Origin of the sequence: Acidovorax sp. 210-6, assembly GCF_010020825.1 — a bacterium.
Lineage (GTDB): Bacteria > Pseudomonadota > Gammaproteobacteria > Burkholderiales > Burkholderiaceae_C > Simplicispira > Simplicispira sedimenti.
The window spans coordinates 3,445,200-3,458,428 of sequence record NZ_JAACJE010000001.1 but is presented as its reverse complement, the minus strand read 5'-3'; the positions used below and the strand labels follow the sequence as shown (position 1 = coordinate 3,458,428).

Below are 13,229 nucleotides of genomic sequence, written 5' to 3'. Positions count from 1 at the left end.
AGTGTTAGAGCCATATTTCATCAAGAATTGGCTTGCAGGAACAGGCGGTAGGCCGGGTTCTGGGTTTCTTCCACATAGGGGTAGCCCAGGGTGGCGAGGAAAGCCTCGAACGCCTGCGCGTCGCTCGCGGGCACCTGCATGCCCACGAGGATGCGGCCGTAGTCTGCGCCCTGGTTGCGGTAGTGGAACAGCGAGATGTTCCAGGTGGGCTGCATCAGGCTCAGGAACTTGAACAGTGCGCCGGGTCGCTCCGGAAAGACAAAGCGCAGCAGTCGCTCCTCCTGCGCCAGTGCCGAGCGCCCGCCCACCAGGTGGCGCAAATGCTCCTTGGCCAACTCGTCGTGCGTGAGGTCCAGCGCCTCGAAGCCGTGGCGGGTAAAGTTCTTGGCGATCTTTTCCGACTCGCCCTTGCCGTGCGCGGTGAGGCCCACAAACACATGCGCCCGTGCGCTGTCGCTGATGCGGTAGTTGAACTCGGTCACATTGCGCGGCCCGCCGGGCAGGCTGCCGATCACTTCGCAAAAGCGGCGAAAGCTCCCGCGCTCCTCGGGGATGGTGACCGCCAGCAGCGCTTCGCGTTCCTCGCCCACCTCAGCGCGCTCGGCCACGAAGCGCAGGCGGTCGAAGTTCATGTTGGCGCCGCACAGGATGGCAGCGTAGGTCTCGCCCTTGGTCTTGTGCGTGGCCACGTACTGCTTGATGGCGGCTACGGCCAACGCGCCAGCGGGCTCGACGATGCTGCGCGTGTCCACAAAGATGTCTTTGATGGCCGCGCACACCGCGTCGGTGTCCACGGTCACGAACTCGTCCACCAGGCCGCTGGCGATGCGGAAGGTTTCCTCGCCCACCAGCTTGACCGCCGTGCCGTCGGAGAACAGGCCCACGTCGGCGAGCTGAACGCGCTCTCCGGCGTGCACCGACTGCATCATGGCGTCGGAATCGTTCATCTGCACGCCAATGACCTTGACCTCGGGCCGCACGGCCTTGATGTAGTTGGCCACGCCGCTGATCAGCCCGCCGCCGCCAATGGCCACGAACACCGCATCCAGCCTGGTGCTGCCCAAAGGTTGTAACTGGCGCAGGATTTCCATGGCGATCGTGCCCTGGCCGGCAATCACGTCCGGGTCATCAAAGGGGTGGACAAAGGTCAGGCCCTGGGCCTGCTGCAATTCCACGGCGTGGCCGTACGCATCCGAATAGCTGTCACCGTGCAGCACCACCTCGCCACCCAGGGCGCGCACGGCGTCGATCTTGACGGCCGGCGTGGTGGTGGGCATCACGATGACGGCGCGCGTACCCAGTTTGTGCGCGCTCATGGCCACGCCCTGGGCATGGTTGCCCGCCGAGGCGCAGATCACGCCGCGCTGCAACTGCTCGGGCGCCAACTGTGCCATCTTGTTGTAGGCCCCGCGCAGTTTGAAGCTGAACACGGGTTGCTGGTCCTCGCGTTTGAGCAGCACCTTGTTGTGCAGGCGGCGGCTGAGGTTGCGGGCAGGCTCCAGGTCGGATTCGACCGCCACGTCATAGACGCGTGCGGTCAGGATCTTCTTGAGGTAATCCAGGGGGGTCAGGGGCTGGTTCATGGCAGAAAAGGACATCACCGCCACGGCAGGGACAGGGCGGGGCACACATCATAGGCGCTTGCCATACCGCAGCACGCACCACAGGGGGGTCGCCATGCACACAAAAAAAACCCCAGGCGGTAAGGCCCGGGGTGGAATCCACCAGGGAGGTGGAGGAGACAATTGGCGCACTGCCCATGGGCAGCGCATGGCGTCAGTGTAGCGCAAGTCTGTTGCGCTGCAGCATGAATACCGCTTCTTTGATGCGGCTGTTACATTTGTCGCAAGAACACCACGCAGGAGGAACAATGGAATGCACAGTGAGCTGGACGGGTGCCGCAGGCACCCGCTCCGGAATGGGGTTTGTGGCCGAAACCGGCAGCGGTCATGTGTTGGCCATGGATGGCGCGCCCGACGCGGCGCAACCAGCGCTGGGCGGACAAAATCTGGCACCCCGGCCCATGGAAACGCTGTTGGCCGGCACGGGCGGATGCACCGCCTACGATGTGGTGCTGATCCTGCGCCGTGGGCGGCACGACGTGCGCGGCTGTAGCGTCAAGCTCTCGGCCGAACGCGCCAGCACCGATCCCAAGGTCTTCACGCGCATCCACATGCATTTCACGGTCACAGGCAAGGGCATCCCCGCCACGGCCGTGGAGCGCGCCATCGCCCTGAGCCACGAGAAATACTGTTCCGCCAGCATCATGCTGGGAAAAACCGCCGAGATCGTCACCAGCTTCGATTTGATCGAGGCCTGAGATCAAATATGGTGCGCTGTGGAGGTCATCACCTTGGCCGCTGCGCGCATCAGCCAGCGCGCCGGGGGGGGCAGCTCCACCGCACCGGCGCGGCGCGCCCAGGCCGCGTGGCGCTCTTCGTCGGACTTCATGCGCGCCACAATGGTGCGTGAGCGGGTGTCCTGGGCAGGCAGTCGTTGCAAGTGACTGTCCAGGTGTGCGGCGACCTGGTCCTCGGTCTCTGCCACAAAGCCCAGGCTGACCTTGTCGCTGATGCTGGCGGCCAGCACCCCGAGCCCAAAGGCACCGGCAAACCACAGGGGATTGAGCAGGCTTTCGCGTCCCCCCAGGGTTCGGATGCGCTCCTGCGTCCAGGCCAGGTGGTCCGTTTCCTCGCGGGCGGCTTCCAGCAATTGCAGGCGCAGGGATTCGTCGCGTGTGACCGCAGCCTGGCCGGTGTACAGCGCCTGTGCACAGACCTCACCCACATGGTTCACGCGCATCAATGCCACGGACTGCTGCCTGTCGGCCGGTGCCAGTGGCGCATCCGGAATGCTCTCAGCCGGGGAGGCTTCCCCGGCCCTCGGTGCCGCCCACAAGGTGCGCAGCGTAGTGTCCAACGCAATCAATAGGCGATCCATGGGGCTAAGTTTCCCGTGCTTTTCACAACACACTTTTCATATTGATACAAAAAAACAACAAGCTGCTCGAGGAGCACCGGGCTCGCTGCCCCTGCGTTGCGTCCATTGTGCAGGCAGACGGCGCGGTGTTGCAACAGGACAACGAAATCCTTTTTTAAGGCGCCTTGTGGGTGATTTCCTTTGCGAAACCCGCCGACGTCTGGTGCAATAGCAACAACTTCCCCACCAGGAGGTTGGCCCGGGGAACCGGCGGGATTGCCAAGGTGCAAACCACCCCCAGACCCCCCGTACCGGCGCCCTATGTTTAACCTTGGAGTAACTCGCAATGAAAAAATCCCTGATCGCCCTGGCCGTGCTGGCTGCTTCCGGCGCCGCCATGGCTCAATCTTCCGTCACTCTGTACGGCGTGGCCGACATGGGCTTGGTTAAGTCCGATGGCGTCTCCTTCCAGATGTCCGGTTCTGGCGTTATGAACAACGGCACCAGCCGTCTGGGCGTGCGTGGCGTGGAAGACCTGGGCGGTGGTCTGAAGGCTTCGTTCAACTTCGAGCACGGCCTGAGCATGGAAGATGGTTCGGGTAACAAGAGCGGCGGCCAGATGTGGAGCCGTGCCGCTTGGATGGCTCTGCAGGGCGGCTTTGGTCGCGTCCAGATGGGCCGCACCCTGAACCCCAGCCTCTACGGTATTGCTGCCTGGGAACTGACCGGCGCCGCCAACTACTCGGCCACGATCAACCAGTTCATGGCCTCCATGGGTGGTGATGTGCGTGACAACAGCGTGTTGCAGTACACCTTCGCTGCCAATGGCTTCAGCGGCACCCTGGGCTACATCTTCAAGCCCGACCGCGGTGGCAACGCCAAGTACGACCTGAACGCTATCTACGCTCAAGGCCCCGTCGTGGCTTCGTTCATTTACAACAAGGTCAACAACGCCAAGGGCAACTACGCTCTGGGCGGCAGCTATGACTTCGGCAGCTTCAAGGTTGCTGCTTCTATCCAGAACCCCGCTGGCGAGAGCAAGGGTTTCACCCTGGGCGCTACCGTTCCTCTGGGCGCTTTCTCCGTCACGGCTGACATCGCTCGCCAAAACGGCGACGGCATGAAGAACACCGACTTCCTGCTGGAAGGCAAGTACGCTCTGTCCAAGCGCACCTTCGCATACGTTGCGTACTACAAGGACGGCGACGCCAACGGCGCTGCTGCTGGTGGCTACGCTACCGGCGCCAAGAGCCACTTCGGCGTGGGCGTTCGCCACAACTTCTAATGGCATGCTGGCCTGAGCCAGTATTCCAGCAGAATCAAAAAGCCAGCCTTCGGGCTGGCTTTTTCTATTGGTGCGTGGTTTTCATGCCATTCAAAAGTGCTGAGTGGCTTTGGATTTGCAGAATCAGTGCGGACATCAGGCGCTCCCCAACTGATTGGCGACAACGTCTATTTCGAGGCTTGTCAAGCAAGGCCTTTCCGATGTCCCCTGATGGTCTTGGGTAATAAGGGATAACCCATTGGCATGAGCTTATGCCTTGTTGCATAGTTACCTTTTTTCAATACGAGGGGTTTCATGAAGTTCAAAATCAGTCTGTTGACGCTGGCAGCGGCTGCGGCCTTGGCTGCGGCGCCCGGCGTGCATGCCAAGACCTTCAAATGGGCCAGCCAAGGGGAAATCGCGACCTGGGATATCCATTCCCAAAACAATGCGCTGCAAAACGGTCTGCATGCCAATGTGTACGAAAGCCTGGTGTACTACAACAGCAAGACTTTCGCGGTCGAACCGGTGTTGGCAACGTCCTGGAAAGAAATCTCGCCTACCCAGGTGCGCTTCAATCTGCGCAAGGAAGTGAAATTCAGCGACGGTACGCCATTCACCGCCGATGACGCTGTGTTCTCGCTGAACCGCGCCATGGCCAAGACCTCCAACTTCTCGCCCTATGTCCAGGGCATCGACAAAGTGGTGAAGGTGGACAGCCACACCATCGACGTCATCCTCAAAGGCCCCAACCCCGTGCTGCTGCGCCAGATGACGGAGCTGCGCATGATGAGCAAGGCTTGGGCCGAGAAGAACAAGTCGGTGGACCCCAAGGACATGAAGGCGGCGGACGAGAATTTTGCCCACCGCAATGCCATGGGGACCGGGCCGTATGTGCTGACGTCCTGGCAGCCTGACCAGCGCATGGTTTTCAAGCGAAACCCCAATTGGTGGGGCAAGATGGAAGGCAATGTGACGGAGATTGTGTACACCCCGATCAAGTCCGCTGCCACACGCATTGCTGCGCTGCTGTCGGGCGAGGTGGACATGGTGCTGGATCCCACGCCCCAGGACCTGGGCCGCCTGCGTGCCAGCGCCGATCTCAAGGTGATCGATGGACTGGAAAACCGCACCATCTTCCTTGGCATGGACCAGTTCCGTGAAGAGTTGCCGGGTTCTAACGTCAAGGGCAAGAATCCGCTGAAGGACGTGCGCGTGCGCAAGGCCTTGTACCAAGCCATTGATGTGGACACGATTTCGCGCAACATCATGCGGGGTCTGGGCAAGCCCACCGGTGCGCTGGTGGCGCCCCAGGTGGCAGGCTGGACGGAAGGCGTGGCCAAGCGCTTCCCCTACGATGTGGAAGCGGCCAAGAAGCTCCTGGCAGACGCGGGCTACCCCAGCGGTTTTGAAGTGGACTTCGCCTGCCCCAACAACCGTTACATCAACGACGAAGCCATCTGCCAGGCGGTGACCGCGATGTGGGCGCGTGTGGGTGTCAAGGCCAAGCTGCGCACCATGCCGCTGGTGAACTACTTCCCCATGATTCAGCGCTACGAAGCCAGCATCTACATGCTCGGCTGGGGCGTTCCGACCTTTGACGCGCTATACAGCCTGCAGTCGCTGGTACGCACCGTGGGTCAGGGGGCGACGGCAACTACAACGTCGGCCGTTACAGCAACGAGCGCATGGACTACCTGGTCGATCGCGTGAAGGTCGAAACCGACGCACCCGTGCGCGCGCGCATGCTGACCGAGGCGCTGCAGTTGTCCAATGACACCGTATCGCACATTCCGTTGCACGACCAGGTCATCCCCTGGGCCATGAAGAAGAATGTGGAATTGGTCCATCGTGCCGACAACCGCGTGGACATGCTAACGGTGAAGATCAATTGATCCCGTGGCCGGTCGTGCCTACCCTGCACCACCGGCTGTACACCGTATGACGCCCAGGCCGCCAAAAGCAGCCTGGGCAGGCTGACCGAAACCCACTCGACTCCTACACCGATGCTAGCTTTCATCCTGCGCCGCCTAATCCAGGCAGTGATCGTCATGGTCACGGTGGCCTTCATCTCCTTCATGCTGTTCCAGTATGTGGGGGATCCCGTGGTTTTCCTGCTCGGACAGGACGCCACGCCCGAGCAGATTCGGGAACTGCGTGCGCAGTTGGGGCTGGATCAACCGTTCTTCGTTCAGTTCGGACACTTCCTCGTCAACGCCGCACAGGGCGAGTTTGGCCTGAGCCTGCGCCAGGGCGCCAAGGTGTCCCGACTCATTGCCGAGCGTTTCCCTGCCACCCTGGAACTGGCCCTGGTGGCCGCCTTCCTGGCCCTCTTGGTCGGAGTGCCCATGGGCGTGTATGCGGCGCTCAAGCGCGGCACTTTCATGAGCCAGGTGTTCATGACTTTCTCCCTTCTGGGGGTCTCCTTGCCCACCTTTTTGATCGGCATTTTGCTGATCCTGGTGTTTTCCGTCACCCTGGGCTGGTTCCCCAGCTTTGGTCGGGGCCCCGTGACGCAGATGGGCTGGTGGAGCACCGGCCTGCTGAGCGCCAAGGGCTGGCACCACATCACGCTTCCCGCAGTCACCTTGGCGATCTTTCAGCTCACGCTCATCATGCGCCTGGTGCGGGCTGAAATGCTGGAAGTCCTGCGCACCGATTACATCAAGTTTGCGCGTGCCCGCGGCCTGACCGATCGCGCCATCCATTTCGGCCATGCGCTGAAAAACACGCTGGTGCCGGTAATGACCATCACCGGCCTGCAACTGGGCGGCTTGATCGCCTTCGCCATCATCACCGAGACCGTGTTCCAGTGGCCAGGCATGGGGCTGTTGTTCATCCAGGCAGTCACCTTTGCCGACATTCCGGTGATGGCTGCCTACCTGTGCCTGATCGCACTGATCTTCGTGGTCATCAACTTGGTTGTGGATCTGCTGTATTTCGCCGTGGACCCACGGCTGCGCGTAGGCAAAGCCGGGGGGCATTGAGATGGCACAGCTGCGCCTGAAAGCTGGTGGCAGGGCCTTTGCGCACATCGCGCAGTTCCTTCCGGAACTCACGGCCTTGCGCCGCGACCTGCATGCCCATCCCGAGCTGGGCTTCGAGGAGCACTACACCAGCGCCCGCGTCAAGGAAGCGTTGCGCTTGTGTGGTGTCGATGAAATCCATGAAGGCTTGGGCCGTACCGGCGTGGTGGGCGTCATCCATGGCCAGACCCGCGCCAGTGGCGCCATGGTGGGCCTGCGTGCCGACATGGATGCGTTGCCCATTACCGAAGACAACGAGTTTCCCTGGAAATCCTGCAAGAGCGGGCTCATGCATGGTTGCGGGCACGACGGTCACACCGCCATGCTGGTGGGGGCCGCACGCTACCTGGCCGAGACCCGTCGTTTTGACGGCACGGCCGTGCTGGTCTTCCAGCCCGGCGAAGAGGGCTTCGGTGGTGCGCGCGTGATGATGGAAGACGGCCTGTTCGAGCGCTTTCCCGTGCAATCCATCTATGCGATGCACAACTGGCCGCAACTGCGCCCGGGCATGGTGGGCATCAACTCCGGCCCCATGATGGCGGCGGCCGATCGCATCACCATCGAGATCACCGGCCGCGGCGGCCACGGCGCACACGCCTACCAGACGGTGGACGTGGTGCTGGTGGCGGCGCACATCATCACGGCAGCGCAGAGCATTGTTTCGCGCAACGTGCGCCCCATCGAAAGCGCGGTGATCAGCCTGTGCGCCATCCACGCAGGCGACATGGGCGCCTTCAGCGTGCTGCCGGGCGCGGCGCGTATTGTGGGCACGGTGCGCACCTTTGATCCCCAGGTGCAGGAACTGGTGGAGAAGCGCCTCAAGGAAATGTGCAACGCCATCGCCCTGGGCTTTGGCGCCACGGCCACGGTGCATTACGAACGCATCTACCCGGCCACCATCAACACCGAGGCCGAGGCGCAGTTTGCGGGCGACGTCGCCGAGATGCTGGTGGGCGCGGACCATGTGGTGCGCGACCTGGAGCCCAGCATGGGCGCAGAGGATTTTTCCTTCATGCTGCAGAGCAAGCCCGGCGCCTACCTGCGCATCGGCCAGGGTACGGGCGCCAGCGGCAGCGCGCTGCACAACAGCCGCTACGACTTCAACGACGACATCCTGCCGCTGGGCTCCGCCCTGCACGCCAGCCTGATCGAGCAGTCCATGCCCCTGCCTGCGGCGGCGTGACCACTGCGCGCAGCACACCCGATTCGACGCTTTCATCCACCACCAGGAGACATGCCATGAAGTTCAATAAGAAAATGGCTTACAGCGCCGTATTTACGGCGCTATGCGCTATGAATTTGGTAGCAAATGCGCAAACCGTCCGCATTGCCAACCAAGGGGATGCGCTGTCCATGGACCCGCATTCGCTCAACGAATCGCTGCAACTGAGCGTGACGGGCAACGTGTATGAGCCGCTGGTGGGCCGGGGCAAGGACCTGGGCCTGGCGCCTGCCCTGGCGACCAGTTGGAAGCAGACCGCACCGACGGTCTGGCGCTTCGAACTGCGCAAGGGCGTGCAGTTCCACGACGGCACGCCGTTCACTGCCGACGATGTGGTGTTTTCGTTCGCGCGTGCTGCTGGTGACGGTTCGGACATGCGCAGCTACACCAACGACATCAAGGAAGTGCGCAAGGTGGGCGACCACGCCGTGGAGATTGAAACCAAGGCACCGTTCCCCATCCTGCCCGACGTGATTTCGCTCGTGTACATCATGAGCAAGAAATGGTGCGAGGCCAACAAGGCCGAGCGCCCGGTGGACCGGCGCAAGGGCATCGAGAACACCGCTTCGTTCAAGGCCAACGGCACCGGCCCGTTCCGCGTGCGCGAGCGCCAGCCCAACGTACGCACCGTGTTCACGCGCCATGGGGGCTACTGGGACAAGATCGAGGGCAACGCCGCCGAAGTCGTCTTCACCCCCATCGGCAACGATGCCACGCGCGTGGCCGCGCTGCTGTCGGGCGAGGTGGACGTGATGGAACCCGTGCCGGTGCAGGACATTGCCCGCGTCAATGCCAGCGGCAGCGTGCGTGCCGTCACCGGCCCCGAGCTGCGCACCATCTTCCTGGGCATGGACCAAAAGCGTGACGAACTGCTGTACTCCAACGTCAAGGGCAAGAACCCCTTCAAGGACAAGCGCGTGCGCCAGGCTTTCTACCAGGCCATCGACATCGACGGCATCAAGCGCGTGGTGATGCGCGGCGCGTCCAACCCCACTGCGCTGATGGTGGGGCCAGGCATCAACGGCTTCAGCACGGACCAGAACAAGCGCCTGCCCCATGATGTGGAAGCTGCCAAGAAACTGCTCGCCGAGGCAGGCTACCCCAGTGGTTTTGAGGTGGCCCTCAACTGTCCGAACGACCGCTATGTGAACGACCGCCTCATCTGCGAGACGGTGGCCGCCAACCTCTCGCGCATTGGCGTCAAGATCAACCTGCAGGCCGAAACCAAGGGCACCTATTTCCCCAAGATCCTGCGCCGCGACACCAGTTTCTACATGCTGGGCTGGACCCCCGGCACCTACGACGCACACAACGCCCTCAATGCGCTGATGCGTTGCGTGGACGACAAGGGATCGGGCCAGTTCAACCTGGGGGCCTACTGCAACCCCAAGGTGGATGAGCTCACGCTCAAGATCCAGTCCGAGACCGACAAGGACAAGCGCAATGCCATGATCCGCGAGGCCTTCGACCTGCATTCGGCCGACATCGGCCACCTGCCCCTGCACCAGCAGGCCCTGGCCTGGGGGGTGAGCAACAAGGTCAAGCTGGTGCAACTGGCCGACAACTTCATGCCCTTCAAGTGGATGAGCGTGCAGTAAGCCGACGACCGTTTTCTTTTTTTCCCACTGATCCAAGACCGGAGGCAGCGCACCACCACCATCCCGGTGGTGCGTGGCCCCCGGACACTGATTTTCCACAATGAAAAACACCCTTGCCCGCTGGCTTGACAGCGATGTCGGCCACAGCTTCCGCACCTCGCCCATGGCGATCGTGGCGGCCCTGATCGCTTTCGTGTGTGTGTTCTGCTCCGTTTTTGCCGGCTGGGTGGCGCCCCACAACCCGTTTGATCTGGCCACCCTCAACCTCGGCGATGCGCGCTTGCCCCCCGCCTGGATGCCTGAAGGGCGCGGCACCTATCCCCTGGGCACGGATGACCAGGGCCGCGACATCCTCTCGGCGCTCATCTACGGCGCCCGCATCTCGCTGGTGGTGGGCGTAGCCTCGGTCGTGCTGTCGGTGGTGGTGGGCGTGTCGTTCGGGCTGCTGGCGGGCTTCAAGGGCGGTTGGATCGATGCCGTGCTCATGCGCCTATGCGACGTGATGCTGTCGTTCCCGGCCATTCTGGTGGCGCTGCTGATCGCGGGCGTGGGCCGGGCGCTGTTTCCCAATGCGCACGAATCCCTGGCCTTTGGGGTGCTGATCCTGTCCATCTCGCTCACCGGCTGGGTGCAGTACGCCCGCACGGTGCGCGGCTCCACGCTGGTGGAGCGCAACAAGGAATACGTGCAGGCCGCGCGCGTCACCGGCGTGGCGCCGCTGCGCATCATGCGCAAGCATGTGCTGCCCAACGTGATGGGCCCGGTGCTGGTGCTGGCCACCATCCAGGTGGCCACGGCCATCATCACCGAGGCCACGCTGTCCTTCCTGGGTGTGGGCGCGCCGCCCACCTCGCCCTCGCTGGGCACCTTGATCCGCATCGGCAACGATTACCTGTTCTCGGGCGAATGGTGGATCACCGTCTTCCCCGGCGCCATGCTGGTGTTGATCGCGTTGTCCGTGAATCTGCTCGGCGACTGGCTGCGTGACGCTCTCAACCCACGTCTGCGCTGAAAAGATGGCGAACATCCCCCTGAGCGGCTGCGCCGCTTCCCCCTTCTCTGGCATCGCTGCGCGATGCGGAAGGGGGACGCCACCCGTGCGGCGGGGCGGCCCTTGCACGGTGGCCGCTGGCCTGGGCCATGCCCTTTCTATGGACTGCGTGCAGCGCACAGCACTGTGAATCACTGATATGTCTCTTCTAGAAGTCAAAAACCTCGTCGTCGAATTTCCAGGCCGTCGCGGCACCCTGCGGGCCCTGGACGACATCTCCTTCTCCATCGCTCCCGGCGAGATCCTGGGTGTGGTGGGCGAATCGGGCGCGGGCAAATCGCTCACCGGCGCGGCCATCATCGGCCTGCTGGAGCCGCCGGGCCGCGTGGCCTCGGGCCAGATCGTGCTCGAAGGCCAGCGCATCGACAACCTCGGCCATGAGCAGATGCGCCACATCCGCGGGCGGCACATCGGTGCCATCTTCCAGGACCCGCTGACCTCGCTCAACCCGCTGTACACCGTGGGGCGGCAGCTCACCGAAACCATCCTCACGCACCTGCCCGTCACCCCCGCTGAGGCACGCGAGCGGGCCATCCAGTTGCTGCGCGACACCGGTATTCCGGCGGCCGAGCAGCGCATCGATCACTACCCGCACCAGTTCTCCGGCGGCATGCGCCAGCGCGTGGTGATTGCGCTGGCCCTGGCGGCCGAGCCCAAGCTCATCGTCGCCGACGAGCCCACCACGGCGCTGGACGTGTCCATCCAGGCGCAGATCATCCAGTTGCTCAAGAACATCTGCAAATCGCGCGGCGCTGCGGTCATGCTCATCACGCACGACATGGGCGTGATCGCCGAAACCTGCGACCGTGTGGCCGTGCTGTACGCAGGCCGCATTGCCGAGATTGGCCCCGTGCACGAAGTTATCAACCACCCCGCCCATCCTTACACCGTGGGCCTCATGGCCTCCATCCCCGACATGGAGCAAGACCGCGAGCGCCTCAACCAGATCGACGGAGCCATGCCCCGCCTCAACGCCATCCCCAAGGGCTGCGCCTTCAATCCGCGCTGCACCCGCACCTTCGACCGCTGCCTGCAGGATCGCCCCGACCTGATGGCCGCGGGTGCCACACGCGCTGCCTGCTGGCTGCACGCCGCACACAGCGAGGTGACCGCATGAGCGCCGCCGCCCTGAACACCGCCCCCCAGCCCCTGGTGCAGGCGCACGACCTGGCGCGCACCTTTGATGTGTCCGCCCCCTGGCTCAACCGCGTGCTCGAAGGCAAGCCGCGCACGCTGCTGCATGCCGTCGATGGCGTGAGCTTCGAGATCGAAAAGGGCAAGACCCTGGCCCTGGTGGGCGAGTCGGGCTGCGGCAAGAGCACCGTGGCGCGCCTGCTGGTGGGCTTGTACGAGCCCACGCGTGGGGGCCTCACCTTCGACGGGCAGGATGCACATGCCGCCTTCAAGGGCAACAACGCCAAGGCCATGCGCCGACGCATCCAAATGATTTTCCAGGACCCGTACGCCAGCCTCAACCCGCGCTGGTTGGTGGAAGACATCATTGGCGAACCCCTCAAGGAGCATGGCCTCATCACCGACAAGGCGCAGCTCAAGGCACGTGTGGGCGAGTTGCTGCAGTCCGTCGGCCTGTCGCCGCTGGACATGGCCAAGTACCCGCACCAGTTCTCTGGCGGCCAGCGCCAGCGCATCTCCATTGCCCGTGCCCTGGCCACCAAGCCCGAGTTCCTGGTGTGCGATGAGCCCACCAGCGCGCTGGACGTGTCGGTGCAGGCGCAAGTGCTCAACATCATGAAGGATCTGCAGCGCGAGCAGCAACTCACCTACCTGTTCATCAGCCACAACCTGGCCGTGGTGCGCCACGTGAGCGACCAGGTGGGCGTGATGTACCTGGGGCGCCTGGTGGAGCTGGCCGACAAGCACACCCTGTTCGACAACCCGCGCCACCCCTACACGCGCATGTTGCTGGACGCCATCCCCAAGATGCATGACACCGGCAAGGCGCGCACCCCCGTACAGGGTGAAGTGCCCAACCCGCTGAACCCGCCACCGGGCTGCGCCTTCAACCCGCGCTGCCCGCATGTCAACGAGCGCTGCCGCACCGAGCGGCCCCAGCTCCTCACCCTGGGCGGTATTCGCATTGCTTGCCACGCGGTGGAGGAAGGGCGGCTCCCGGTGTGAGGCAGCGCTG

The 13,229-nt window shown here is 63.4% G+C and carries 10 protein-coding genes and 1 pseudogene; 9 read left to right on the top strand and 2 right to left on the bottom strand.

The window, feature by feature from the left end; all coding sequences use genetic code 11:
* Window positions 1-20 precede the first annotated feature (20 nt).
* Window positions 21-1,583 (bottom strand): threonine ammonia-lyase, biosynthetic, encoded by a 1,563-nt coding sequence (gene ilvA / locus GWK50_RS16040; protein WP_162017360.1) that lies wholly within the window; start codon window positions 1,581-1,583, stop codon window positions 21-23.
* Between the two features lie 287 nt (window positions 1,584-1,870).
* On the opposite strand from ilvA, the gene GWK50_RS16035 reads away from it, so the two are divergent.
* Window positions 1,871-2,320, top strand: a complete 450-nt coding sequence (locus GWK50_RS16035; RefSeq protein ID WP_162017359.1) for an OsmC family protein — start codon at window positions 1,871-1,873, stop codon at window positions 2,318-2,320.
* Window positions 2,321-2,322: 2 nt separating this feature from the next.
* Here GWK50_RS16035 and coq7 read toward each other — a convergent pair whose 3' ends face one another.
* The gene (gene coq7, locus GWK50_RS16030; protein WP_162017358.1) at window positions 2,323-2,940 is read right to left on the bottom strand and encodes a 2-polyprenyl-3-methyl-6-methoxy-1,4-benzoquinone monooxygenase; all 618 of its coding nucleotides are present in this window, start codon (window positions 2,938-2,940) and stop codon (window positions 2,323-2,325) included.
* A 325-nt stretch (window positions 2,941-3,265) separates the two neighbouring features.
* On the opposite strand from coq7, the gene GWK50_RS16025 reads away from it, so the two are divergent.
* The 8 genes and pseudogenes from GWK50_RS16025 to GWK50_RS15990 all read left to right on the top strand — a co-directional run bounded on the left by GWK50_RS16025 (window position 3,266) and on the right by GWK50_RS15990 (window position 13,219).
* Window positions 3,266-4,204, top strand: coding sequence for a porin (locus tag GWK50_RS16025; protein WP_162017357.1), 939 nt, complete (start codon window positions 3,266-3,268; stop codon window positions 4,202-4,204).
* 294 nt (window positions 4,205-4,498) lie between these two features.
* Window positions 4,499-6,078, top strand: a pseudogene (locus tag GWK50_RS16020) (ABC transporter substrate-binding protein).
* A 111-nt stretch (window positions 6,079-6,189) separates the two neighbouring features.
* The gene (locus GWK50_RS16015) at window positions 6,190-7,170 is read left to right on the top strand and encodes an ABC transporter permease (RefSeq protein WP_162017356.1); all 981 of its coding nucleotides are present in this window, start codon (window positions 6,190-6,192) and stop codon (window positions 7,168-7,170) included.
* Between the two features lies 1 nt (window position 7,171).
* Entirely contained in the window at window positions 7,172-8,392 is a 1,221-nt protein-coding gene (locus GWK50_RS16010; protein WP_162017355.1) for a M20 aminoacylase family protein, read from the top strand.
* A gap of 56 nt (window positions 8,393-8,448) precedes the next feature.
* Window positions 8,449-10,029, top strand: a complete 1,581-nt coding sequence (locus tag GWK50_RS16005; RefSeq protein ID WP_162017354.1) for an ABC transporter substrate-binding protein — start codon at window positions 8,449-8,451, stop codon at window positions 10,027-10,029.
* Between the two features lie 100 nt (window positions 10,030-10,129).
* Window positions 10,130-11,041: an ABC transporter permease gene (locus GWK50_RS16000; RefSeq protein ID WP_162017353.1), complete on the top strand. Its 912-nt coding sequence runs from the start codon at window positions 10,130-10,132 to the stop codon at window positions 11,039-11,041.
* Between the two features lie 178 nt (window positions 11,042-11,219).
* A complete protein-coding gene (locus GWK50_RS15995; RefSeq protein ID WP_162017352.1) occupies window positions 11,220-12,197 on the top strand; it encodes an ABC transporter ATP-binding protein in 978 nt (325 codons plus the stop codon).
* Window positions 12,194-13,219 carry a dipeptide ABC transporter ATP-binding protein gene (locus tag GWK50_RS15990; RefSeq protein ID WP_162017351.1) on the top strand — a complete coding sequence of 342 codons (1,026 nt, stop codon included), beginning with the start codon at window positions 12,194-12,196 and terminating at the stop codon, window positions 13,217-13,219. Before GWK50_RS15995 ends, GWK50_RS15990 begins: the two co-directional genes overlap by 4 nt.
* Window positions 13,220-13,229 lie beyond the last annotated feature (10 nt).